Annotated in this window: 21 protein-coding genes; 6 read left to right on the top strand and 15 right to left on the bottom strand. The window is 55.1% G+C overall.

Annotated features, from left to right (window positions below):
* Nucleotides 1-35 precede the first annotated feature (35 nt).
* From tpiA to fpr, 3 genes are all read right to left on the bottom strand, one after another.
* Nucleotides 36-803: a triose-phosphate isomerase gene (gene tpiA, locus IAE30_RS23785; RefSeq protein WP_038644077.1), complete on the bottom strand. Its 768-nt coding sequence runs from the start codon at nt 801-803 to the stop codon at nt 36-38.
* A gap of 120 nt (nt 804-923) precedes the next feature.
* Entirely contained in the window at nt 924-1,514 is a 591-nt protein-coding gene (locus tag IAE30_RS23780) for a YiiQ family protein (RefSeq protein ID WP_038644079.1), read from the bottom strand.
* A gap of 106 nt (nt 1,515-1,620) precedes the next feature.
* Nucleotides 1,621-2,367 (bottom strand): ferredoxin--NADP(+) reductase, encoded by a 747-nt coding sequence (gene fpr / locus IAE30_RS23775; protein ID WP_200681115.1) that lies wholly within the window; start codon nt 2,365-2,367, stop codon nt 1,621-1,623.
* A 290-nt stretch (nt 2,368-2,657) separates the two neighbouring features.
* Between fpr and emrD the strand changes: the two genes are divergently transcribed.
* Nucleotides 2,658-3,854: a multidrug efflux MFS transporter EmrD gene (gene emrD, locus IAE30_RS23770; protein WP_304622283.1), complete on the top strand. Its 1,197-nt coding sequence runs from the start codon at nt 2,658-2,660 to the stop codon at nt 3,852-3,854.
* On the opposite strand, the gene glpX is transcribed toward emrD, so the two are convergent.
* The 3 genes from glpX to IAE30_RS23755 all read right to left on the bottom strand — a co-directional run bounded on the left by glpX (nt 3,844) and on the right by IAE30_RS23755 (nt 7,340).
* On the bottom strand, nt 3,844-4,854 hold the full coding sequence (glpX, locus tag IAE30_RS23765) for a class II fructose-bisphosphatase (protein WP_045833625.1): 1,011 nt from the start codon (nt 4,852-4,854) through the stop codon (nt 3,844-3,846). The genes emrD and glpX overlap by 11 nt on opposite strands.
* 96 nt (nt 4,855-4,950) lie before the next feature.
* Nucleotides 4,951-6,462 carry a glycerol kinase GlpK gene (gene glpK, locus IAE30_RS23760; protein ID WP_045833624.1) on the bottom strand — a complete coding sequence of 504 codons (1,512 nt, stop codon included), beginning with the start codon at nt 6,460-6,462 and terminating at the stop codon, nt 4,951-4,953.
* A 29-nt stretch (nt 6,463-6,491) separates the two neighbouring features.
* Complete coding sequence (locus tag IAE30_RS23755) at nt 6,492-7,340, bottom strand: MIP/aquaporin family protein (protein WP_034823747.1); 849 nt, start codon at nt 7,338-7,340, stop codon at nt 6,492-6,494.
* A 421-nt stretch (nt 7,341-7,761) separates the two neighbouring features.
* Between IAE30_RS23755 and zapB the strand changes: the two genes are divergently transcribed.
* Nucleotides 7,762-8,001, top strand: coding sequence for a cell division protein ZapB (gene zapB / locus IAE30_RS23750; RefSeq protein WP_034823745.1), 240 nt, complete (start codon nt 7,762-7,764; stop codon nt 7,999-8,001).
* Between the two features lie 53 nt (nt 8,002-8,054).
* Here zapB and rraA read toward each other — a convergent pair whose 3' ends face one another.
* From rraA to priA, 6 genes are all read right to left on the bottom strand, one after another.
* The gene (rraA, locus tag IAE30_RS23745; protein ID WP_034823742.1) at nt 8,055-8,540 is read right to left on the bottom strand and encodes a ribonuclease E activity regulator RraA; all 486 of its coding nucleotides are present in this window, start codon (nt 8,538-8,540) and stop codon (nt 8,055-8,057) included.
* 154 nt (nt 8,541-8,694) lie between these two features.
* Nucleotides 8,695-10,032, bottom strand: coding sequence for an HslU--HslV peptidase ATPase subunit (gene hslU, locus IAE30_RS23740; RefSeq protein ID WP_045815700.1), 1,338 nt, complete (start codon nt 10,030-10,032; stop codon nt 8,695-8,697).
* Between the two features lie 5 nt (nt 10,033-10,037).
* Nucleotides 10,038-10,574, bottom strand: coding sequence for an ATP-dependent protease subunit HslV (hslV, locus tag IAE30_RS23735; protein WP_071845580.1), 537 nt, complete (start codon nt 10,572-10,574; stop codon nt 10,038-10,040).
* A 179-nt stretch (nt 10,575-10,753) separates the two neighbouring features.
* The gene (gene ftsN / locus IAE30_RS23730) at nt 10,754-11,644 is read right to left on the bottom strand and encodes a cell division protein FtsN (protein WP_038644091.1); all 891 of its coding nucleotides are present in this window, start codon (nt 11,642-11,644) and stop codon (nt 10,754-10,756) included.
* Between the two features lie 171 nt (nt 11,645-11,815).
* Nucleotides 11,816-12,853, bottom strand: coding sequence for a DNA-binding transcriptional regulator CytR (gene cytR / locus IAE30_RS23725; protein WP_038644093.1), 1,038 nt, complete (start codon nt 12,851-12,853; stop codon nt 11,816-11,818).
* 167 nt (nt 12,854-13,020) lie between these two features.
* The gene (priA, locus tag IAE30_RS23720) at nt 13,021-15,219 is read right to left on the bottom strand and encodes a primosomal protein N' (protein ID WP_038644095.1); all 2,199 of its coding nucleotides are present in this window, start codon (nt 15,217-15,219) and stop codon (nt 13,021-13,023) included.
* Between the two features lie 366 nt (nt 15,220-15,585).
* Here priA and rpmE point away from each other — a divergent pair, with 366 nt between their 5' ends.
* A complete protein-coding gene (gene rpmE, locus IAE30_RS23715) occupies nt 15,586-15,801 on the top strand; it encodes a 50S ribosomal protein L31 (protein ID WP_021506837.1) in 216 nt (71 codons plus the stop codon).
* A 76-nt stretch (nt 15,802-15,877) separates the two neighbouring features.
* On the opposite strand, the gene metJ is transcribed toward rpmE, so the two are convergent.
* Complete coding sequence (gene metJ, locus IAE30_RS23710; RefSeq protein ID WP_034823729.1) at nt 15,878-16,195, bottom strand: met regulon transcriptional regulator MetJ; 318 nt, start codon at nt 16,193-16,195, stop codon at nt 15,878-15,880.
* 277 nt (nt 16,196-16,472) lie between these two features.
* On the opposite strand from metJ, the gene metB reads away from it, so the two are divergent.
* The 3 genes from metB (at nt 16,473) to metF (ending at nt 21,181) form a co-directional block, all read left to right on the top strand.
* Nucleotides 16,473-17,633 carry a cystathionine gamma-synthase gene (gene metB, locus IAE30_RS23705; protein ID WP_038644098.1) on the top strand — a complete coding sequence of 387 codons (1,161 nt, stop codon included), beginning with the start codon at nt 16,473-16,475 and terminating at the stop codon, nt 17,631-17,633.
* A 2-nt stretch (nt 17,634-17,635) separates the two neighbouring features.
* On the top strand, nt 17,636-20,068 hold the full coding sequence (locus tag IAE30_RS23700) for a bifunctional aspartate kinase/homoserine dehydrogenase II (protein ID WP_038644100.1): 2,433 nt from the start codon (nt 17,636-17,638) through the stop codon (nt 20,066-20,068).
* A gap of 216 nt (nt 20,069-20,284) precedes the next feature.
* Nucleotides 20,285-21,181, top strand: a complete 897-nt coding sequence (gene metF / locus IAE30_RS23695) for a methylenetetrahydrofolate reductase (RefSeq protein WP_038644102.1) — start codon at nt 20,285-20,287, stop codon at nt 21,179-21,181.
* Between the two features lie 231 nt (nt 21,182-21,412).
* On the opposite strand, the gene ppc is transcribed toward metF, so the two are convergent.
* Together ppc and argE are read right to left on the bottom strand one after the other, a co-directional pair.
* Nucleotides 21,413-24,064 carry a phosphoenolpyruvate carboxylase gene (gene ppc / locus IAE30_RS23690; RefSeq protein WP_045833619.1) on the bottom strand — a complete coding sequence of 884 codons (2,652 nt, stop codon included), beginning with the start codon at nt 24,062-24,064 and terminating at the stop codon, nt 21,413-21,415.
* Between the two features lie 246 nt (nt 24,065-24,310).
* Nucleotides 24,311-25,459 carry an acetylornithine deacetylase gene (gene argE, locus IAE30_RS23685; RefSeq protein ID WP_045815696.1) on the bottom strand — a complete coding sequence of 383 codons (1,149 nt, stop codon included), beginning with the start codon at nt 25,457-25,459 and terminating at the stop codon, nt 24,311-24,313.
* Nucleotides 25,460-25,539: the final 80 nt, after the last annotated feature.

Raw genomic sequence — 25,539 nt, 5'->3', positions numbered from 1 at the left:
GCGGCTTATCAGCCGCCTTATTACACGCCGAAAACTTAGGCGTTTTTCGCTGCTGCAGCTGCTTTCACGATCACTGCGAACGCATCGGCTTTCAGTGAAGCACCACCAACCAGCGCGCCATCGATGTCTGGCTGAGTGAACAGTTCTGCGGCATTTTTGTCGTTAACAGAACCGCCGTACTGAATGATCACTTGCTGAGCAATCGCCGCATCTTTCTTCGCGATATGGTCACGAATGAATTTGTGCACGGCCTGGGCCTGCGCAGGGGTAGCGGATTTGCCGGTACCAATCGCCCAAACTGGCTCGTAGGCAATGACCACGCCTTCGAACGCAGCCGCACCCTGAGTTTCCAGCACGGCGTCAATCTGGCGTGCGCACACTTCTTCCGTTTTGCCCGCTTCGTTCTCTGCTTCGGTTTCACCGATGCACAGGACTGGCACCAGACCGGCTGCTTTCAGCACAGCAAATTTCTTCGCGATGAACTCGTCGCTTTCTTTGTGGTAAGTACGACGCTCAGAGTGACCGATGATGATGTATTTCGCGCCGACATCTTTTAGCATTTCTGCGGAGGTTTCACCGGTGAATGCGCCAGACAGGTTAACGTCAACGTTCTGTGCACCCAGTGCAATGTGGCTGCCGGAGATGGCGTGTTTTGCCAGGTCAAGATAGAGAGTGGGTGGAGCAATTGCTACGCCACAACCTTCAACACCAGACAGCTCTTTGCGCAGACCTTCAATCAGCTCGCCTGCCATGTGCTTGCTGCCATTCAGTTTCCAGTTACCCATAACCAGTGGATGTCGCATTCTTTCCTCCGCATAACGCGATTCATGAAATAGCGCTGCCATCGGGCAGCGATGTCTGCCAGACAGTATAGAGATCAAACGTGTCGCTGGCTTTGCTTTTCGTCATTTTTGCCGCAGTGATCAAGGGGTCGCGAGCGCGAGTTTTATCGGCTCAACCGCGAAGGTTAATCCCTTGTCACCGTTATCCGCGACCACAAAACGCAATGCACCCTCAGTACTGGCAAAATAGCGCGCGCCTTTGCCTGCGCTGAGCAGTGCATCAAGCTTTTTCCGTCCATCTGCAGGCGATAAGCCAGGGACAAAAAATCGCAATAATGCCGTCATGTAATCCATCGCACGTGCCTGCGCGGTTTTCATATCCGGGCCGGGAACCGGTAGCCAGGTAATTTGCAGCGTTTTGATTTTTCCGGTGCCCTGTTCCAGCGCAGTAGAAGCATAGAGTGTTTCATTGATCTTGCTGGCGGCGCGTGTCAGGTTGCTTTTATCGTCTCGATTATCAATCGCACGATATTCCTGCAACGGCAGATCTGGATTCGTTGCGTTGTACTTCTCGCGGAACTGCGCGATGGTCATATCGAAGGTGGGGGCACCTGCCAATAGATAAGGGGCGGCAGGCAGGTGATCGCTTCGATCCTGCGGTGTCGCATCCTCCGCCCAGGCGGGAAATGTCAGCGCGACGCTCAGCAGCAACGCGACTGGCAGATTCTTCATTGCTTCGGCCCTAAATCATTCACTTAGCCCACGATTAGAACGGTTTTTACCGACCAAAGTCAAAACCCACACTGGGAAAAGTCTGACAATCTTCACACCGCACGTATTACCAGTAATGCTCGCTGGTCATATGGCCGGGTTTGCGTTTGAAATGTTTGCGCATCTCACGCGTATCTTTCAGCAATTGCTGGGTATCGCGCACCATTTGCGGGTTGCCACACAGCATCACGTGGCTGGTGTCAGCGGTCATCGGCAAACCTACCGCACGTTCTAGTTCACCGCTCTCTATCAGCTGCGGCACACGACCGTGCAGTGAACCGGCGATCTCTTCTCGACTCACCACCGTCTGAATGTGTAATTTGCCCGGATAACGCTGTTGCAGCTGCTGCATCAACGGCAAGAAGCTCAGGTCATCGGCGAAACGTGCCGCATGCACCAGCACAATGTTGTCAAACCGTTCCAGATCTTCGCCTTGCTGCAGAATCGATAAATAGGGACCGATTGCTGTACCGGTAGCCAGCATCCATAGTGTGCTGCAATTGGGAATTTCATCGAGTACAAAGAAACCGGCGGCTTCTTTGGTCACCATCACTTGATCGCCAGGCTGCAATGCCTGCAAACGTGGACTGAGTTTACCCTCAGGCACTGTGACCAGATAGAACTCCAGTAAGGGATCGTGCGGCGCATTCACATACGAGTAGGCGCGCTGCACACGTTCACCATCAATTTCCAGCGCCAGCTTGGCAAATTGCCCGGCGGTAAAGGTATCAATTGGCGCGGTAACGCGCAGGCTGAACAGTGCATCGGTCCAGTTTTTCACTTCTTGTACTTCCGCATTGATCCACTCTGCCATGATCGCTCCTTATTATTGATTATTCAGGCGTGTCACTATCATCGTCAGCCCTGTCGCAAATTTCCAGCCCGGCGGAGAGCAAAGGGCTCTCAGCGACAAATGATGCGCACTCCACATCAACTGTAGCGGTCGGGTTACGACCCGGTACGTAATCTTGACACCACCGCGCCCGTCGCTTTGCGCTCACCTCTCGATTTGTCACGCAATCCTGATATTTTTGCCGCCATTAATCGCCAGCAGCCTTTTTTAGTGCTGCTTTTATTTTGTTTCTCAGGCAGACATTTTGTTCCATGTTGATGAATAAAACACAAAACCGCTTCCTGTTATTCATGCTGATCGTGCTGGTGGCGGTCGGACAGATGGCGCAAACCATCTATGTGCCGGCGATGGCGAACATGGCAGAAGCCCTGAACGTGCGCAGTGGCGCCATGCAGCAGGTCATGGCCGCATATCTGATGACCTATGGTGGATCGCAACTGATCTACGGTCCGCTGTCAGACAGCTTTGGCCGTCGTCCGGTGATCCTTATCGGTATGACGATCTTTGCCGTGGGAGCATTGATCGCCATGTTTGCGCCATCACTGCAGATTTTGGTGCTGGGCAGTGCGGTGCAGGGTTTGGGTACTGGCGTCGCGGGGGTGATGGCTCGCACCATGCCGCGCGATCTCTATTCCGGTATCGCACTGCGCCAGGCCAATAGCCTGCTGAATATGGGTATTCTGGTGAGCCCGCTGCTGGCTCCGGTCATTGGTGCGCTGCTGACGCATCTGTTTGGCTGGCACGCTTGTTTTGCGTTCCTGCTGTTGCTGTGTGTCGGTGTCACTGCTTCCATGGCGCGCTGGCTACCCGAAACGCGCCCGGTGGATACCCCTGCCACACCGTTTCTGCGTCGTTATGCCACCTTGCTTAGCGACGGGAATTTTATCCGCTATCTGCTGTTGTTGGTCGGCGCACTGGCAGGCATTGCGGTGTTTGAGGCTAGCTGTGGCGTGTTGATGGGAGGCGTGCTCGGTCTGGATGGTATCACCGTCAGCATCTTGTTTATTCTGCCCATCCCGGCCGCCTTTTTCGGTGCGTGGTTTGCCGGACGCGAGCAGAAGTCCTGGCATACGCTGATGTGGTATGGCGTAAACAGTTGCTTGCTGGCGGGTCTGCTGATGTGGATGCCGGCATGGTTCGGCATCATGAATATCTGGACACTGCTGGTGCCTGCCGCACTGTTCTTCTTTGGTGCCGGGATGCTGTTCCCATTGGCGACATCCGGTGCGATGGAGCCGTATGCATGGTTAGCAGGGAGTGCGGGCGCGCTGATTGGTGGCATACAGAATCTTGGTTCTGGCGTGATTGCCTGGCTGTCGGCGCTGCTGCCGCAGCACGATCAGTCGAGCCTCGGGATGCTAATGTTTGTCACGTCGCTGGTGATGCTGCTGTGCTGGTGGCCGCTCTCACGTCATCCGGAGAGCGGCAAACAGGCGATTACAGGATAAACTGATGCAGCGCCGCGTCTTTGCGATCCAAATAGTGGATCGACTGGATGCGGCGGATGGTGCGTGATTTACCGCGCACCAGCAGGGTTTCGCTGGTAGCGATGTTGCCTTTACGTGTAATGCCTTTCAGCAGGTCACCGGTGGTGATACCGGTGGCGGCAAAAATCACGTTATCGTTACGCGCCATCTCTTCCAGCTTCAGCACTTCTCCGGCTTTAATGCCCATTTCAGCACAGCGTTGCAGCTCCTGCTCGCCCAAACGACGGTTCTCTTCACTGTCGCCTTTGACGTGGTGACGTGCCAATAGGCGCGCCTGCATGTCGCCATCCATTGCACGGATCACTGCCGCTGACACCACACCTTCTGGCGCACCGCCGATACCGTAAAGTACATCCACTTCGCTGTCAGGCATACAGGTCAAAATCGAGGCCGCAACATCACCATCCGGGAAGGCAAACACACGCACGCCGAGCTGCTGGAGCTGCGCGATCACCGCGTCATGGCGCGGCTTGGCCAGAATCGACACGGTCAGCTGGCTGAGAGGTTTATCCAGAGCGATGGCGATGTTCTTCAGATTGGCGTCGAGCGGCAGGTTGAGATCGATAGCCCCGCGCGCGCCGGGCCCGACAATCAGTTTTTCCATGTACATATCAGGTGCGTGCAGGAAGCTGCCTTTATCGCCCACGGCTAATACTGCCAGTGCGTTGGCCTGACCCATCGCCGTCATGCGTGTGCCTTCGATAGGATCGACAGCGATATCCACCGCATCCCCACGGCCGGTACCGACTTTTTCACCGATATAGAGCATCGGCGCTTCGTCGATCTCGCCTTCGCCAATTACAATCTGACCGTCGATATCAATGGTATTGAGCATAATGCGCATAGCGTGGACGGCTGCACCGTCGGCCGCATTTTTATCGCCGCGTCCTAACCAGTGATAGCCCGCTAATGCAGCGGCTTCGGTCACACGGGAAAATTCAATCGCGAGTTCTCGTTTCATGGTTGCACCTGATAAAAAACAGGCAGGCAGTGTAACACGGAGGGGAAAGCAGGGCGGGGAGAAAAACCCGCGGCAGGGTGCCGCGGGTCAGAGGTTTTACTCAGCGTCTTCCCACGCTTGCGCACGCGCCACGGCTTTCTTCCAGCCTGCATAGCGCACGTTGCGTTCGGTGGTTTCGATGCTTGGGCGGAACTCACGCTCAACGACCGCTTTCGCACGTACTTCTTCCAGATCGCTCCAGAAGCCTACCGCCAGGCCAGCAAGGTAAGCTGCACCCAGCGCGGTCACTTCACGCACTTCAGGACGCTCAACGCGCGTACCGAGAATGTCTGACTGGAACTGCATCAGGAAGTTGTTGGCGACCGCACCGCCATCCACGCGCAGAGATTGCAGACGGGTGCCCGCATCATTCTGCATCGCTTCCAGAACGTCACGCGTTTGGTAAGCAATCGATTCCAGCGTTGCGCGGATGATGTGATTCGCGTTGGCACCACGGGTCAGGCCAAAGATGGCGCCACGGGCATACGGATCCCAGTATGGCGCACCCAGACCGGTAAACGCAGGCACCATGTAGACGCCGTTGGTGTCCTTCACTTTCAGCGCGAAGTATTCAGAGTCAGTTGAATCGCTGATCAGCTTCATCTCATCACGCAGCCACTGAATGGACGCACCGCCGATGAACACCGCACCTTCCAGTGCGTAGTTCACTTCGCCACGCGGGCCGCAAGCAATGGTGGTCAGCAGGCCGTGCGTTGAAGTCACCGCTTCGGTGCCGGTGTTCATCAACATGAAGCAGCCGGTACCGTAGGTATTTTTCGCCATACCCGGTTGTACGCACAGTTGGCCGTACAGGGCTGCCTGTTGGTCACCCGCGATACCCGCGATTGGAATACGCGTACCGCCTTTACCACCAATGTTGGTCTGGCCGTAGATTTCAGAAGAGCCTTTCACTTCCGGCAGCATTTCGCGCGGAATATCGAGGATCTCCAGCATACGCTGATCCCACTCCAGCTTGTGGATGTTGTACATCATGGTACGAGAGGCGTTGGTGTGGTCGGTGATGTGCACACGCCCCTGGGTCATTTTCCACACCAGCCAGGTATCAACGGTACCGAACAGCAGCTCGCCACGTTTTGCACGCTCGCGCGCACCTTCAACGTTGTCGAGGATCCACTTCACTTTGGTGCCTGAGAAGTAAGGGTTAATCACCAGACCGGTGGTGTGCTGGATGTACTCTTCCAGACCCTCTTTCTTCAGCTTGTTACAGTAGTCCGCTGTACGTGGATCCTGCCAGACGATGGCGTTATAGATCGGCTTACCGGTCTCTTTATCCCACACGATGGCGGTTTCACGCTGGTTGGTGATACCAATCGCGGCAATCTCATCAGAACGGATGTCGGCATGGGCCAGCACTTCGACCAGCGTGGAGCTTTGTGACGCCCAAATATCCATTGGGTCGTGTTCTACCCATCCCGCTTTCGGGTAGATTTGGGTAAATTCGCGCTGCGAGACGGCGACGATGTTCGCGTCATGATCAAGTACCACGGCACGCGAGCTGGTCGTGCCCTGATCGAGCGCGAGAATGTATTTTTTATCAGTCGTAGTCATTTTATTTTCCTGATGATTGACGATGAAACTTACGCTTTACGCTGCTCAGCGCGTGCGACCGGTTTTTCTGTTTTGCTGGCTTCCGCCACATTGACCGGCAGGTTACGGCCAATCAGTGAACGGTAACCGAAGGCTCCGAGGCAAGCACCCACCAGTGGGCCAAAAATCGGAACCAGGAAGTAAGGAATATCTTTGCCGCCGGTAAAGGCCACATCACCCCATCCTGCAATGAAGGCGAACAGTTTAGGACCGAAGTCACGCGCCGGGTTAAGTGCGAATCCGGTGAGCGGGCCCATCGAACCACCAATCACGGCAACCAACAGACCAATTAACAGCGGAGCCAGTGGACCACGTGGTACACCGTTGCCGTCATCGGTCAGCGCCATGATCACAGCCATCAGAACCGCCGTGATCACCATCTCAACCAGGAACGCCTGACCGACACTGATGTGTGGATTAGGGTAGGTTGAGAAGATACCGGCCAGATCGAGGCTCTGCACGCTGCCACGCACCATTTGATGGCTGGCTTCATAATCAAAGAACAAATTGTAGTAGAGACCATAAACCAGCGCCGCCGCACAGAAGGCACCGGCAACCTGCGCCAGGATGTAAGGCAGCACTTTGCGCCCTTCAAAGTTAGCAAACAGGCACAGCGCGACCGTTACCGCTGGATTTAAATGCGCGCCGGATACGCCCGCACTGAGATACACGGCCATGGAGACAGCAAGACCCCAGATAATACAGATTTCCCACTGACCGAATGCGGCACCAGCCAGTTTTAATGCAGCAACACAGCCTGCACCAAAAAAGATGATCAAACCGGTACCGAGAAACTCGGCGATGCATTGACCTTTTAGTGTGTTCGTTGTCTGACTCATAATGGCATTCCTGAAGCGAGGTTAAATTTTATCAGTTTTTGTTCTCAATCCATGAGTCACCCAGCTCTTATGTAGGGCTGATGTGAATTTATCGTTAACGAGCATAAACGAGAAATAGCGAAATCAAAATATGTGTACTCCGTCATAAAAATGCGCGTTTTCGCGTCTTTTACCTTTCTTTAAGGCCCATTAACCCTGCTTTACCTCTGTCCAATATCGTGACCGCGCGCAAAAATGCGCGATCGTGAGCGTTTTTTTAAGCATTAACTGAAAAGTGTTACAGACTGCCCGTGCAGGCCTTGTGTCGCTGGACTTGCGGGGTGTGGCTACATACAATCGGGACATCGTGGCTGGACGCACCATAACAAGGCAGTCCCAGCACCATCAACGCCTTGCAAGAGATTTAGGAGAGGTCATAAAGATGTCATTTGAAGTGTTCGAGAAACTGGAAGCGAAAGTACAGCAGGCGATTGATACCATCACCCTGCTGCAGATGGAAATTGAAGAGCTGAAAGATCAGAATAATACGCTGCGCAACGAAGCCAGCCAGGCTTCCGGCAACCAGGATGCACTGGTGCGTGAAAACCAGCATCTGAAAGAAGAACAGCACGTGTGGCAGGAGCGCCTGCGTGCACTGTTGGGAAAAATGGAAGAGGTTTAAGCGTCTATGCTTAAACCCATGACGGGTGCTGCGGCACCCGTTTTTGTTGTGGCTTACTCGATATCGAGAGCGTCTTCCGACAGAATGATGCCGGTGTTATCGGCATAAAGATGGTCGCCGGAGAAGAAGGTCACGCCGCCAAAGTTAACGCGTACGTCGCTTTCGCCAATCCCTTCGCCCGCCGCACCAACCGGAATCGCGGCAATCGCCTGAATACCAATTTCCAGCTCTTCCAGATCGTCAACCTGACGCACTGAGCCGTAAATCACAAGGCCTTCCCACTCGTTTTGCGCCGCCAGCCGTGCCAGTTGCGCATCAACCAACGCACGACGTACTGAGCCGCCGCCATCAATCACTAACACACGACCCCGGCCATTCTCTTCCAGCAGATCGTAAAGCAGGCCGTTGTCTTCGAAACATTTCACTGTGGTGATTTGCCCACCGAATGAGGTGCGTCCGCCAAAATTGGAAAAGAGCGGTTCAACCACGTTCACTTCTTCATGGTAGATGTCACAGAGTTCGGAAGTATCGTATTTCATGAGGGTATCGTCTGTTTGCCACAGGAGCGGTAAGTATATCGCTATCTGACGATTGTTGGCAAAATCATCACCCGCTAAAAAAAGCGCTGCATCAATATCCTGCGTAAAAAAAATGCCCGGCACAGTGGCCGGGCAGCGGATAACGATGGAACCCTTACAGAATAAAGCGGCTGAGATCTTCGTCGGCCACCAATTCGTCCAGATGTTTGCCAACGTAGTCAGCATCGATAGTGATGGATTCGCCGTTGCGATCGCTGGCGTCATAGGAAATGTCTTCCATCAGACGTTCCAGCACGGTGTGCAGACGACGCGCGCCGATGTTCTCGGTGGTTTCGTTCACCTGCCATGCCGCTTCGGCAATGCGACGGATACCGTCTTCCGTGAAATCAACATTCACACCCTCTGTGCCCATCAGCGCTTTGTACTGTACGGTCACAGACGCGTTTGGCTCCGTCAAAATACGTTCGAAGTCATTCACGGTCAGCGCCTGCAGCTCCACACGAATCGGCAAACGACCCTGCAATTCTGGAATCAGATCTGATGGACTGGCAACCTGGAAAGCGCCTGATGCGATAAACAGAATGTGATCAGTTTTCACCATGCCGTGCTTGGTGGACACGGTGCAGCCTTCCACCAGTGGCAGCAGGTCACGTTGCACACCTTCGCGTGATACATCCGGGCCGCCGGCATTCTGGCCGCCGCGCTTACAGATTTTGTCGATTTCATCAATGAACACGATACCGTGCTGCTCAACGGCTTCGATAGCGTCTTGCTTCAGCTCTTCCGGATTCACCAATTTTGCCGCTTCTTCTTCAATCAGCAGTTTCATGGCTTCTTTGATCTTCAGCTTGCGCGCTTTCTGCTTCTGTCCACCGAGGTTCTGGAACATCGACTGCAGCTGGCTGGTCATCTCTTCCATGCCCGGAGGCGCCATGATTTCAACACCGGCTGCTGATGCGGCCAGATCGATCTCAATCTCTTTGTCGTCCAGCTGGCCTTCACGCAGCTTCTTGCGGAATGACTGGCGGGCTGCAGAAGGTTCGGCAGTGTGCTCGGCCTGACCCCAGTTATTTTTCGCCGGTGGGATCAGGACATCAAGAATGCGCTCTTCTGCCATCTCTTCGGCGCGGTATTTGTTTTTCTCGATCGCCTGACTGCGCACCATTTTGATGGCGGAGTCGGTCAAATCGCGAATAATCGAGTCGACTTCTTTACCCACGTAACCCACTTCGGTGAATTTCGTGGCTTCGACTTTGATGAAAGGCGCGTTGGCGAGTTTTGCCAGACGACGTGCAATTTCAGTTTTACCGACACCGGTCGGGCCAATCATCAGAATATTTTTTGGCGTCACTTCATGGCGCAGCTCTTCGTCGAGCTGCATGCGGCGCCAGCGGTTACGCAGTGCAATCGCCACGGCCTTCTTTGCGCCGTCCTGGCCGATGATAAAGCGGTTAAGCTCGCTGACAATCTCGCGCGGAGTCATCTCAGACATGATGTTTAGTCCTTAGCCTTAGACGGTAATTCTTCGAAGTTAATGTTGTGGTTGGTGTAAATGCAGATATCGCCAGCGATGTTCAGCGCCTTCTCAACGATATCGTGCGCACCAATGTCGGTGTTCTCCAGCAGGGCGCGTGCCGCTGCCTGGGCGTAAGGACCACCCGAACCGATGGCAATCAGGTCATTTTCAGGCTGAATCACGTCACCATTACCGCTGATGATCAGTGAGGAGTTTTCATCAGCCACCGCCAGCAGCGCTTCAAGGCGGCGCAGCATGCGATCGGTACGCCAGTCTTTTGCCAGTTCGACCGCTGCTTTCACCAGATGGCCCTGGTGCATTTCCAGCTTGCGCTCGAACAGTTCAAACAGGGTGAAGGCATCTGCGGTGCCGCCAGCAAAACCGGCGATCACTTTGTCATTGTAGAGACGACGCACTTTCTTCACGTTGCCTTTCATCACGGTATTGCCGAGCGTAGCCTGGCCATCACCGCCAATCACGACTCGGCCGTTGCGTCGTACACTTACTATTGTTGTCACGGGCAGACCCCTTGTTGCAGTGGATAAGGAACTTCGCGCACAGAGCACGGAGTATCATGCAACCAGATATGGGGTAGGTTTGAAGGGTTTCAACCCCGAGATTTGTCTTACTTGAAAGGGCAGGTGCGCTCACCCCTGTGACTTACAGATGTAAGCTCAGAGGGGTGAGCACTTATCGCTTAGGGTAAAGCGAGCGGAATGCAGCTGCTGTGTCCGGAGCTGTGTAAGCGTTTGACGGTGCTGTCAGCACTGCTGCGATCTTTAAATGGACCGATAACCACGCGATTCCAGCCTCCGCCGGTGGTGATACGGCTCTCGAAACCTTCAAAAGCCAGACCTGCGCGCACAGACTCTGCCTGGTCAGTGCCTTTGAACGAGCCACACTGCACCATCCAGCGCTGCGAAGCGGCTTTCTCTTCCGGTTTCGCTTTTGCCGTTTCCTGCGGTTTCGGCTGTTGCACCGGTTCACGCGTTATCGGCGCTGGCTGTTGTTGTTGACGCGTCGCCTGCTGTTGCTGCAACTGCTGTTGGCGTTGTTGCTGCTGTAACTGTTGCTGCTGGCGCTGCATCTGTTGCTGTTGTTGCTGTACCTGCTGTTGGCGTTGCAGAGTTTGCTGACGCTGTGCCGGAGTTTGTTCGTTCCACGGCACTTCGTTGAGCTGCGTCGGTTGTTGGCGCATATCAGCCTGCATCTGTTCCAGCAATTGGCGCTGCTCATCCGTCAGCTGGGTCTGTGATTGCACACCACCACCAGCAGACGGTTCCGTCGGCGTCGGCACGGTGATTTGGCGATTTTCCAGCTCTTTGATGTATTTCCAGCGTTCTTCTGGCTTAGGCGGAAGGCCGTTGCCGTTGGCTTTATGATTCGGAATGACCTCAGTCTCTTCTTTTTTATGATGAGAGATGAACCATAAACCACCGGCAAAGGTGACCAGTACGGCCACGGCCAGTACGATCATCAACTTTGACGTGCCGGAGCCGCCTTTGCTTTTCTTACTGCGGCCTGCAGCGGGTTTTTTGCGACGCGTCCCTGTTGAACGCCCGCGGCCTACATAATCTCTCTGTGCCACTTTCGTTCTGATACCCTTCAAAAAAATGCCAATGGGCGAAACCCTAAATTAAGACGGGTGTAAATGTTCTGTTAATTGCCCGGCAACGAATGCGTCATGTTACTCAAGGGCTGGAACTTTGACCAGCAGAGTCTGCCTTCAGAATCCGCTGAAAATGCAGTGAAGCCTAGACTATTTTTCCCGTTTTGTGGCGGGTGCGGTGCTTCCGCGCACGCGTAATTCCGCGTCGAGTAAACGTGAGCCGTTGTTGACGCGTTTGCCCTGCAGTTCATCCAGCAACAGCAGCATCGCCTCGCGGCCAATGGCAAATCGCGGCTGTGCCACGGTGGTGAGTGGGGGATCGTAATACTGCGCCAGTTCGATATCGTCAAATCCCACTACGGAAAGATCCTGTGGAATGCGCATGCCCAGCTTTCGTGCCTGATTCATCGCACCCAATGCCATCAAGTCGCTGTGGCAGAAAATGGCTTTCGGCGGTTGCGGTAAGCTCATCAGCTGTTTCAACGCACTGGCACCGGCTTCGAAGGTGAAATCACCGTGCACAATCATCGTGGGATCGATAGCGATACTGCTGCGGCGCAGAGCCTGGATGTAGCCTTGTAAACGATACTGGCTGAGCGGGATGTGTTCCGGCCCGGTAATGCAGGCAATCTGGCGATGACCGAGTTGCAGCAGATGATTGACGGCTTCAAATGCCGCCGTCAGGTTATCAATGTGCACGGTAGGCAGAGCCATTTCCGGGGCGAATTCGTTGCCCATCACCATCGGCGGCAGGTTACGCTGATCTTCAATTCCTGCATCGAACGGCAGTTGTGAACCCAGCAGCACCATGCCGTCGATTTGGCGCGTCAACATCAGGTTGAGGAAGGTTTTTTCCTGCTGATCCTGATGTGCGCAGTCGCCAATCAGCACCAGATAGCCCTCCTGCGCCGCCGTGACTTCGACGCCTCGGATGATTTCACTAAAGAACGGATCGCAGATGTCCGGCACTATCACCAATATGGTTTGCGTTTCGCCGCGTTTGGCATTGCGCGCCAGCCCGTGTGGCGCATAGCCGACATCAATCACCGCTTGTTCTACTTTCTGCCGGGTGGCAGCCGAGACTTTTTCCGGGTTCATCAGCGCGCGAGAAACCGTGGCGGTAGACACGCCGGCTTTCTCGGCCACATCTTTCATGGTGGCAGCAGATGAAGGTTGCTTCTGGTCCAACGTATAACTCCTGACGCGGTACTGCGCATTGATTTTCAGACATTGCCGGGCTTCAGCCGGGATGGGCACTATTGATAACCCAACGTCGGGTGAGGTTGTTACTTAATTTGCATAAAAATTGTGACTTGTGCGACTTTTTTCGATCTGGCTCGCAGATGTTATGCGACCTAACTCTCGGTGGGATCGATATCCAGTGTCCATTTGGTTTTGCGCGCGGCGGGCAGGGTGGAGATCAGCGGTAGCGAACTGCTCAGCAGCTGTTGCAGGCGTTTACGCGAAGGATGCTGTAGCAACAGTTGCCAGCGCCAGCGTCCACTGCGTTTCGGTGCCAGTGCCGGAACCGGCCCCATCAACCACATGGCCTCATCTTTCAGCGGGCTGGCTTCGAGTAAATTGCGCAGCTGCGTGAGGAATTCAGCGGCCTGAGCATTGTCCATGTCTTCCGCGCGGAACAGCGCGTGGCTGGTCCACGGCGGAAGCTGCACCGACTGGCGCTCCAGCAAGGTTTCCTCGGCAAAGGCGAAATAGCCACGATGCAGCAGCGTCTGCAACAGCGGATGCTCGGGATGGTGCGTCTGCAGCAGTACTTCACCTTGTTTACCAGCGCGCCCGGCGCGCCCAGCCACCTGGGTATAGAGTTGAGCAAAGCGTTCAGCGGCGCGGAAATCGGCGGAGAATAAGGCGCCATCGACATCCAGCAGGGAAACCAGCGTCACGTCGGGGAAATGGTGCCCTTTTGCCAGCATCTGTGTGCCAACCAGAATGCGGGCGCCGCCGCGATGCACATCCGCCAGATGCTGCTCCAGTGCACCTTTGCGGCTGGTGGTATCGCGATCAATGCGCGACACCGGTACGCCGGGAAAGAGTGTGCTGAGCTGCTGTTCAAGCTGCTCTGTACCGACGCCGACCGGCATCAGGTGTGTGGAACCACACCCCGGACATTGATTGGGCAGCGGGCGCTGGCTGTCGCAGTGGTGGCAGCGCAGCTGGCGATGATGTTGATGCAGCGTGTAATAGCTGTCGCAACGCTGACACTCGGCCAGCCAGCCGCAGTCGTGGCACATTAATGCTGGCGAGAATCCGCGACGGTTCAGGAACAGCAACACCTGATTATCGGCCTGCAGGTGCTGGCGCATTTTACCCAGCAATGCGGGCGCAAGTCCCCCTTTAAGCTGCTGGCCTTTAAGGTCGATAAGTTGCTGAAGCGCCGGTTTGGCGTTACCCGCGCGTTTGGTGAGATTGAGCTGTCGATACTTGCCAACGCGCACATTATGCAGGGTTTCCAGCGCAGGCGTCGCTGAACCCATGACAATGGGAATATCTTCTTCGTGGGCGCGAAACACCGCCAAATCGCGCGCCTGATAGCGCCAGCCTTCCTGCTGCTTGTACGAACTGTCGTGTTCTTCATCAATAATGATTACCCCCGGACGCGCCAGCGGTGTGAACAGCGCGGAACGCGTGCCGATGATAATCGCGGTTTCGCCACGGCGCGCTCTCAGCCACACCGCAAGACGTTCGCTGTCGTTGAGTGCCGAGTGCAGCACATCAATCGGCGCATCGAAGCGTTCACGGAAGCGAGCAATGGTTTGCGGGGTCAGACCGATTTCCGGCACCAGTACCAGCGCCTGTTTGCCGCGCGCCAGCACATTCTCTAACACGCTGAGATAGACTTCGGTCTTGCCCGAACCGGTTATCCCCGCCAGCAACCATGCTGCATAATGATCATCTTCACTGCGCATCGCGCCGACGGCCATCGCCTGATCGGTATTAAGACGCAGGCGATCGCCTTTCACGGCAAAAGTGGTGCGCCAGTCGTGCATCTGCGGCGCATGTTCGCGCAGATCACACAGACCTTTTGCTCGCAGTGATTGCAGTGCCGCGTCAGTCAGATCCTGTTCGCTGACCTGATGGCGATAGAGGGGCTGTTGGCGCAGTGCCGCCAAAGCTTGCTGCTGCTTCGGCGCACGCTTGAGGCTCTCCATGGCCACTTCACGTCCGGCATCGTTGACCACCCATTGCCAGAGTGGCGCTTCCTGAGCCGGTTTGCCCTGGCGCAGCAGCACGGGTAGAGCATGGTTGAGCACCTCGCCGAGCGGCGAATGGTAATAGCTGGCGGCCCAGTTAAGGATGCGCCACAGCGCTGGAGAGAACAGGCTCTGATCGTCCAGCACGCTTTCCAGCGGTTTGAGCTGAGTCAAAGGCAGATCGCTGGTTTCCTTTACAGCCACCACAATGCCGATCATTTTACGATTGCCAAACGGCACGCTGACGCGGGCGCCCACCACCGGCTGCGGCGCATCGGCGGGCAGAAGGTAGTCAAACAGGCGAGGCAGCGGAACGGGCAGGGCAACCTGAACAACGGGCATGTCGATCTCTATCCGGTTCTGTAATAAGGAGAAGTAGTGTACACGCTGATGCAACCCTCGTCATACTTCACGCCACAGCCACAGCCACAGCCACAGCCACAGCCACAGCCCACACCGCATAGCCACATTGGCTGCGCTCGCTCCTTACATCAGATTGACTGGGATGTGGGCGTTTACCGCCTCCCAATGGCTCGAGTGACTCAGAGAATAAACGGCTGCTATTTGCCTGGTGCGGTCAATTTCTGTATACTATGCCGCCTTTGATGAGATGACTTGTCAAAGATACACTTAATTGTTCAACCGCGTGTGGTGCTGTGCAGGTTCGCCTGGCACGGAGAGCGACACGGCCTTTTATGAGGTTCTCCCATGAAACAAGGTATTCACCCGAAATACGAAGCTGTGACCATCACCTGCTCTTGCGGCAACGTGATCAACACCCGTTCAACCATGACTGGTACCCTGAACCTGGACGTGTGCGGCAAATGCCACCCGTTCTACACTGGTAAGCAGCGTGTTGTTGATTCTGGTGGTCGTGTTGATCGCTTCAACAAGCGTTTCAGCATCCCAGGCAGCAAGAAATAAGATTATTTGCCATCGAATCTTCGGATTCGGCAGCAAGAAAAAACCCAGCCTTGGCTGGGTTTTTTTGTTTCTGGACTCAGTATTCCCAAGTGTCGGGATCGATGCCCATCTCACGCATAATCTGCTTAGCTTCTTCCGGAATCTCATCGCTGCGTTCTTTGCGCAAATCGACATCATTTGGCAGCGGCTGCCCGGTGAAAGCATGCAAAAAGGCTTCGCACAGCAATTCGCTATTGGTGGCATGACGCAGGTTGTTCACCTGACGGCGCGTGCGTTCATCCGTTAAAATTTTCAGCACTTTCAGCGGGATAGAAACTGTAATCTTCTTAACCTGCTCGCTCTTCTTGCCGTGTTCAGCGTAAGGGCTGATATATTCGCCGTTCCATTCAGCCATGGGTTACCTTAATCAATAAAAGTTGAATATGGGGAAATCCGTTGATTATGCCCGATTTTTCGATGCCTGACCGCTTAAACTGCCGGTTTTATGCTTACGCATCGCTTTTCACAGGAAAGCGCGCTGAACACCAGGCGATGACGCGTAATTTTAGCGGGTATTGATGATTTGCTCAATCTATACGCAAAGACATTTAGATGTCCAGATGTATTGACGTCTATGCGCTGAATGTTATCCTGTTGCCACTTCTTATTACACTTCAGGAACAGTAAGCACCATGACGCGTAAACAGGCAACCATCGCAGTACGCAGCGGTTTGAATGATGACGAGCAATATGGCTGCGTTGTCCCACCAATTCACCTCTCCAGTACCTACAACTTCCTCGACTTTAATGAGCCGCGTGCACATGACTACTCACGTCGCGGTAACCCCACGCGTGATGTGGTACAACGCGCGCTGGCGGAACTGGAAGGCGGTGCGGGCGCGGTATTAACCAATACCGGGATGTCAGCGATTCATCTGGTGACCACCGTGTTCCTGAAGCCGGGCGATCTGCTGGTTGCCCCACATGACTGCTACGGCGGCAGCTATCGCCTGTTCGACAGCCTGAGCAAACGCGGTGCTTATCGCGTGAAATTTGTCGATCAGGGTGACAAAGCTGCTCTGGCAGCCGCGCTGGCCGAGAAACCCAAACTCGTGTTGGTGGAGAGCCCAAGCAATCCGCTGCTGCGCGTGGTGGATATCGCAGGCATTTGCCAGGCAGCGCGCGAAGCGGGTGCAATCAGCGTGGTGGATAACACCTTCCTGAGTCCGGCATTGCAGAACCCGCTGGCGCTGGGCGCCGATCTGGTGATCCACTCCTGTACCAAGTATTTGAATGGTCACTCCGATGTGGTCGCCGGAGCGGTGATTTCTAAAGATCCGGCGATGGCCACGGATCTTGCCTGGTGGGCGAATAATATTGGTGTAACCGGCGCAGCGTTTGATAGCTACCTGCTGCTGCGCGGTCTGCGCACGCTGGCGCCGCGTATGGCAGCAGCACAGCGTAATGCGCTGGCGATTGTTGATTACCTGAAGCAACAACCGCTGGTGAAAAAACTGTATCATCCGTCTCTGCCGGAAAATGCCGGACATGAGTACGCGGTGCGTCAACAACGTGGCTTTGGTGCGATGCTCAGCTTTGAACTCGACGCTGATGAAGCACGTCTGCGCCGCTTCCTGAAAGCGCTGCAGTTGTTCACGCTGGCAGAATCGCTGGGTGGCGTGGAGAGCCTGATTTCGCACACCGCGACCATGACGCATGCCGGCATGTCTGCGGAAGCGCGCGCGGCAGCGGGGATTTCAGAAACGCTGCTGCGTATTTCTGTCGGAATTGAAGATCACGAAGATTTAATCGCCGATCTGGATAATGCATTCCGGATCGCAGCCGAGGAGTAAGCATGACAAGTTCAGCAGGCGCGGGAACGCCGAACAAGCAGTTGCATAAATTTGGTGGCAGTAGCCTGGCGGATGCACGTTGTTATCAGCGTGTCGCCAGCATCATGGCGGATTACAGCCAGCCAGGCGATTTAATGGTGGTCTCTGCCGCAGGCAGCACCACCAACCAGCTGATTAGTTGGCTTAAACTGAGCCAGAGCGATCGCTTATCTGCCCATCAGGTGCAACAAGCTTTACGCCGTTTTCACAGCGAACTGATCGCTGCGCTGTTGCCTGCTGAATTTGCTGAAACGCTGACCGCTGCCTTTATTCGCGATTTGGAACGTCTGGCGGCCCTGCTTGACGGCGCTATCACCGATGCGGTGTATGCCGAAGTGGTGGGGCATGGTGAAATCTGGTCGGCACGCCTGATGGCGGCGGTGCTGAGCCAGCGTGATATCGAGTCTGCATGGCTGGACGCGCGTGACTTCCTGCGTGCCGAACGTGCTGCGCAACCACAGGTGGATGAAGGCAAGTCCTGGCCATTGCTACAGGCACTGCTGGCTCAACATCCTCATAAACGTTTGGTGGTAACCGGCTTTATCAGCCGTAGCGATGCCGGTGAAACGGTGTTGCTGGGTCGCAATGGTTCGGACTACTCAGCCACCCAGATCGGTGCGCTGGCAGGCGTAAACCGGGTCACCATCTGGAGCGATGTGGCCGGTGTCTATAGCGCCGATCCGCGTAAAGTGTCCGACGCCTGTTTGCTGCCGTTACTGCGTTTGGATGAGGCCAGCGAGCTGGCGCGTCTGGCCGCACCGGTATTGCATACCCGTACGCTGCAGCCCGTGTCGAATAGCGATATCGATCTGCAGTTGCGTTGCAGCTATCAACCTGAGCAGGGCTCAACGCGCATTGAGCGCGTACTGGCTTCCGGTACCGGCGCGCGTATTGTCACCAGCCACGACGATGTGTGCCTGGTAGAGATTCACATCCCAGAAAACCACGATTTCAAAACGCAGCAGAAAGAGATCGATCTGCTGCTGAAGCGTGCGCAACTGCGTCCGTTAGCAATGGGCGTCCATCCTGACCGCCGTCTACTGCAACTTTGCTATACCTCCGAAGTGGTGAACAGCGCATTCAATTTATTGCAGGACGCTGCGCTGCCGGGTCATCTGCAACTGCGCGATGGCTTAGCGCTGGTGGCGCTAGTGGGCGCGGGCGTGACGCGCAACCCGCTGCACAGCCATCGTTTCTGGCAGCAAATCAAAGACCAGCCGGTCGAGTTCGTCTGGCAGTCGGAAGATCACATTAGTATTGTTGCGGTGTTACGCGTAGGACCGACACAGCACTTGATTCAGGGGCTGCACCAATCACTGTTCCGCGCGGAAAAACGCATTGGTCTGATGCTGTTTGGCAAAGGCAACATCGGCTCCCGCTGGCTGGAACTGTTTGCGCGTGAGCAGGAGAGCTTATCTGCACGTACCGGTTTCGAATACGTGCTGGCGGGCGTGGCAGATAGCCGCCGCAGCCTGCTGAGTTATGACGGCCTGGAAGCTAGCCGTGCGCTCGCCTTCTTTGATGACGAAGCCGAAGAGCGTGATGAAGAGTCGCTGTTCCTGTGGATGCGCGCCCATCCGTTCGATGATTTAGTGGTTCTGGACGTCACCGCCAGCGCGCCACTGGCACAGCAATATCTTGATTTTGCCAGCCACGGTTTCCATGTTATCAGCGCCAACAAAGTCGCAGGCGCATCCAGCAGCCAGAGTTGGCGGCAGATTCGTGATGCGTTCGCCAAAACCGGTCGTCACTGGCTGTATAACGCCACGGTAGGCGCAGGATTGCCGGTGAACCATACGGTGCGCGATCTGCGCGAAAGCGGCGACAGCATTCTGGCCATCAGTGGTATTTTCTCCGGCACGCTGTCCTGGCTGTTCCTGCAATTTGATGGCACCGTGCCATTCAGTGAGCTGGTGGATCAGGCCTGGCAGCAAGGTCTCACCGAACCCGATCCGCGCGTGGATCTGTCGGGGCAGGATGTGATGCGCAAGCTGGTAATCCTGGCGCGTGAAGCCGGTTATGACATCGAGCCGGATCAGGTACGTGTTGAATCGCTGGTGCCGTCGGATTGCGAAGAAGAATCGATTGACCACTTCTTCGAGAATGCCGACGAGTTGAATGACCAAATGCTGCAACGCTTTGAAGCGGCGCAGGAGATGGGTCTGGTGCTGCGCTATGTGGCACGTTTCGATGCCAACGGTAAAGCCCGTGTGGGGGTGGAAGCGGTGCGTCCGGAACATCCGCTGGCTTCACTGCTGCCGTGCGATAACGTGTTTGCTATCGAAAGCCGCTGGTATCGTGACAACCCACTGGTGATCCGCGGGCCGGGCGCCGGCCGTGATGTGACAGCCGGTGCGTTACAATCGGATATCAATCGCCTCGCACAGCTACTGTAACCTGCCTTGCAACGCAGACGGTGCCCGCCGTCTGCGCTTTTCACCCTCTCCGCGAACATGAAACTCTTTCAACTTGATTGAATATTTGTCACGCCTGTACATTAATTTTAAGTTGACGCTAACGCGCTAATGGTTCATTTTGTGCATCTGGACGTCTAAACGTATGGATGTTCGCAGGCCGCAAGTTAATCGATATGTGACGACGAGGTAATCTGGATGAGTTTCTTTCACGCCAATCAGCGCGAAGCGTTGAACCAAAGCCTGGCTGAGCTGAACGGGCAAATTAACGTCTCTTTTGAATTTTTCCCGCCTCGTACCAGTGAAATGGAAGAAACCTTGTGGAGTTCGATTGATCGACTGAGCATCCTGAAACCGAAATTCCTCTCCGTAACCTACGGTGCGAACTCTGGCGAGCGCGACCGTACGCACAGCATCATCAAAGGCATTAAAGAACGCACCGGTCTGGAAGCGGCTCCGCACTTGACCTGCATCGATGCCACGCGTGATGAGCTGCGCACCATCGCGCGCGATTACTGGGATAACGGTATCCGTCACATTGTGGCGCTGCGCGGTGATTTACCGCCGGGCGGCGGCAAGCCTGAGATGTACGGCGCTGATTTGGTCGAATTGCTTAAAGAAGTGGGCGATTTTGATATCTCTGTAGCCGCTTACCCGGAAGTGCATCCTGAAGCGAAAAGTGCGCAAGCGGATTTGATCAACCTGAAGCGTAAGGTTGATGCTGGTGCCAACCGCGCTATTACGCAGTTCTTCTTTGATGTCGAAAGCTATCTGCGCTTCCGCGATCGCTGTGTCGCGGCAGGCATTGATGTCGAAATCGTGCCGGGCATTTTGCCAGTATCGAACTTTAAGCAGTTACAGCGTTTCGCCACCATGACCAACGTGCGCGTGCCGGGCTGGATGAACGCGATGTTTGCCGGATTGGATGACGATCCAGAAACGCGCAAAATGGTCGGCGCTAATATCGCGATGGACATGGTGAAAATTCTGTCACGTGAAGGGGTGAAGGATTTCCACTTCTATACGCTGAACCGCGCAGAGCTAAGCTACGCTATCTGCCATACGCTGGGTGTGCGTCCAACCTTAACGGCCTGATTTTCTTAAATTGAATTATGAGGGGGCCAATGCGCCCTCTTTCTTATTTGCACCATGTTACCCAGCGGGAAGAGGCGGCAAATGGAGTAAAGCGTTGGGCGCCATGGATGGCGCACGCCGAGCGATCAGGGACGAGACAGCGACTTTACGTAATTACCGCCTCTTCCCGCGACGCGCACCGCCCAAAAAAAAGGGCCAGATTGGCCCCTTCATGATTAGCGCATACCGCAACTAGCCGGTATTACGCATACCCGCTGCCACACCGGCAATCGTCACCATCAGCGCTTGTTCAACACGCGCATCTGGCTCATCACCACGCTCTTCCTGCGCACGTGCACGATGCAGCAGTTCAGCCTGCAATACGTTGAGCGGATCGGTGTAAACGTTACGCAGCGCGATAGATTCGGCGATCCACGGCTGGTCAGCCATCAGGTGCGCATCGTTGGCGATGGTCAGCACGGCTTTAATATCCGCAGCCAGCTGATCGCGCAACTGCAGACCCAGAGGCCACAGTGATTTATCCACCAGACGCTGATCGTAGTATTCCGCCAGCCACAGATCGGCTTTCGAGAACACCATCTCCAGCATGCCAAGACGGGTGGCGAAGAACGGCCACTGGCTACACATCGCTTCCAGCTGATCCTGATGGCCTTCATCCATCGCCTTTTGCAGCGCCGCACCAGCACCCAGCCAGGCTGGCAGCATCAAGCGGTTCTGCGTCCAGGCGAAGATCCACGGAATCGCACGCAGTGATTCCACGCCGCCGGTAGGACGACGCTTCGCCGGACGTGAACCGAGTGGCAGTTTACCCAGCTCTTGCTCTGGCGTGGCCGAGCGGAAGTACGGTACGAAGTCCGGGTTTTCACGCACATAGCCGCGATACATGGCGCAGGAATGGGCTGACAAACCGTTCATGATCTCTTTCCACTCGCGCTTAGGCTCTGGCGGTGGCATCAGGTTGGCTTCCAGAATCGCACCGGTATACAGCGACAGGCTAGCGATAGTGACTTCTGGCAAACCATATTTGAAGCGAATCATCTCGCCCTGTTCGGTCACGCGCAGGCCGCCTTTGAGGCTGCCCGGCGGTTGCGACAGCAGTGCTGCGTGCGCAGGTGCGCCGCCACGACCGATTGAACCGCCACGTCCATGGAACAGCGTCAGGGTGATGCCAGCTTTCTCACAGGTCTTGATCAGCGCATCCTGTGCTTCGTACTGTGCCCAACTGGCGGCCATCACGCCGGCATCTTTCGCCGAGTCGGAATAACCAATCATCACCATCTGTTTGCCGTTGATGAAGCCACGATACCAATCGATATTCAGCAGTTGCGTCATCACGTCATTGGCGTTGTTCAAATCGTCGAGGGTTTCGAACAGTGGCGCTACTGGCATCGCGTAAGGAATGCCGGCTTCTTTCAGCAGCAAATGCACCGCCAGCACGTCCGACGGCGTTTTCGCCATCGAAATCACGTAAGAGGCGATAGAGCCTTGTGGCGCTTCTGCCACCACTTTACAGGTATCCAGCACTTCGCGCGTGTTGTCGCCCGGCTCCCATTGATGCGGCAGCAGCGGACGTTTGGAGTTCAGTTCACGGATCAGGAACGCCTGCTTGTCGGCTTCTGACCAGCTTTCGTAGTCACCCAGCCCCAGATAGCGCGTCACTTCCGCAATCGCTTCGGTGTGGCGGGTGCTCTCCTGACGGATATCAATACGCACCAGCGGCACGCCAAAGCACTTCACGCGACGCAGCGTATCCAGCAACTGGCCATTCGCGATGATGCCCATGCCGCACTGTTGCAGAGATTGATAGATGGCGAACAGCGGTTGCCACAGTTGATCGTTTGATACCAGTAGATCGGCAGGGCGCGGCAGGCGCTCGCCTTTCAAACGACGGCCTAAATAAGCTTGCGTGGTCATCAGCTGGCCACGGATGCGCTTCAGAATCATGCGGTACGGTTCCAGCGCTTCCGGATCGCCGCACAGCTCACGCACTTCATCGCTGCATTCGGACATCGAAAGTTCAGAAATCAGCACGCCCACGTCGCGCAGGAACAGATCGGCGGCTTTCCAGCGGCTCAGCTGCATCGCATGGCGTGTGATAGGCGCGGTGACGTTCGGGTTACCGTCGCGATCGCCGCCCATCCACGAGGTGAATTTAATTGGCACGAAATCCACCGGCAGTTTAATGCCGAAGGTCTCTTCAACTTGCTCGTTCAGCTCGCGCAGGAATGCCGGTACGCCTTGCCACAGGCTATTTTCGACCACGGCAAAGCCCCATTTGGCTTCATCAATCGGGGTTGGGCGGTACTTACGGATTTCATCGGTATGCCAGGCTTGTGCGACCAATTGACGCAGGCGACGCATGACTTGCGTGCGCTCGTAATCGGAGAGATCGCTGTGGTCGAGTTGCTGCAGGCAGCTATTCACTTCACCCAGCATGTGGATCAGCGTACGGCGGGTGATCTCCGTTGGGTGAGCGGTCAGTACCAGCTCCAGTGACAGTTCTTCAATCGCCTGGCGAATCGAACTTTCGCTGATGTCGTTTTGCTGCTTCAGACGCTCAAAGGTCTTCTTCAGAATTTCAGGATTGTTCGCGCCATCGCCGCTGCGGGAAATGGTCTGATACTGCTCTGCCACGTTGGTCAGGTTGAGGAACTGGCTAAACGCACGCGCGACGGGCAGCAGCTCGTCGTTAGAGAGATTTTGCAGCGTGTTCAGCAGTTCCTTACGATCGGTGTCATTGCCTGCGCGGGAGGACTTAGAGAGTTTGCGGATAGTTTCCACCCTATCGAGGATGTTCTCTCCCAGTGCATCCTTTATCGTATCCCCGAGCAGTTTGCCGAGCATACTGACATTACTTCGCATTGCGGAATATTGTTCGTTCATTTGACCCTGACACCCTTATCGTCTTGAAAGTACCCTTACACCCAACGGGCATAACATCGTCTTTTATCTAGCCACGGTTCTTCCTGTTCGTCAATTGACTTAAATTGACGATAATTCGCTGCTAACTACCGGAAATTCATAGAATTAACTTGAGGGGAAGCGAGATAAGTTATTCTTATTATCAAATCCCGAACAATGACCGGGCAATTTACTGTTTTAACAGTGAATTGCCCCATCTATTGTTAATCAGTGACAAAAATGCTGAACAACCTGCGTGATAAGCGCATGAGTTGGCTTAATAAATGCGGTATCGATAAATTCATCTGGCTGGTGGGCCTGATTGATCGATCCCGGGCCTAAAACCAGCGTTGGACACAATTGCTGGATAAATGGCGCTTCGGTGCAATAGTTCACCACTTCAGTCGGCACACCCAGCAGTTTCTCCACCACTTTTACCAGCTCATGATCGGCGGGGCATTCGTAGCCAGGGATCGGCGGATGCAGTTCGCCCACGGTCAAACGCCCCGGCCAGCGTTCGCTTACCGGCGCCAGTGCTTCATTCAGCAAGCCATCCAGATCGCTTAGAGTTAAGCCCGGTAGCGGGCGAATATCCATGTGCAATTCGCAGCAGGCGCAGATACGGTTTGCAGCATCGCCACCGTGAATGTGACCAAAGTTCATGGTCGGATAAGGAATCGCAAATCCATCGTGGTTATAGCGATTTTTCAGGGTATTGCGCAGTTGCATCAGCTGGGTAATGGATTCGTGCATCAGCTCAATGGCGTTCACACCGCGTGAAGGATCGCTGGAGTGACCTGACTGACCCTGAATACGAATCACGTTTGACAGATGGCCTTTGTGCGCGCGCACGGGCTTCAGTGAGGTCGGCTCACCAATGATGGCGCAATCCGGACGCAGCTGAGTGGATTCGGAAAAGTACTTTGCACCGGCCATGGTGGTTTCTTCATCGGCGGTGGCGAGGATGTACAGTGGCTTGCTCAGTTTGGTCACGTCAACGTCACGCAGCGCATCCAGAATAAAAGCAAAGAAACCTTTCATATCTGCGGTACCCAAACCGTACAGCTTGTTGTCATGCTCGGTTAGGGTGAAAGGATCGCGCGTCCAGCGGCCATCATCATACGGAACGGTGTCCGTATGACCGGCCAGCAGCAGGCCACCTGCACCCAAGCCGCTGCGTGCCAGCATGTTGAATTTATGACGCGTCCCCGGGACTGGCTGGACTTCAACACTGAAGCCTAAATCGCGGAACCAGCCCGCCAGCAAATTGATTAAAGTTTCATTGCTCTGATCCAGCGCGCTGTCGGTGGCGCTGATCGATGGTGTGGCAATCAGCTGGCGGTAGAGTTCGATAAAAGGTGGTAATTTTGTCTTCACTGTTGACGGTCCTTGGGTTAGGATGTATCAATATTCATGCATTAATAGTGAATAAAAATACAATAACGTCGCTTGCAAGT

It is taken from the genome of Pantoea sp. S61 (assembly GCF_016625145.1).
GTDB lineage: Bacteria > Pseudomonadota > Gammaproteobacteria > Enterobacterales > Enterobacteriaceae > Pantoea > Pantoea rwandensis_B.
The sequence above is the reverse complement of the archived record's forward strand: the minus strand, read 5'-3'. Positions and strand labels throughout refer to the sequence as shown.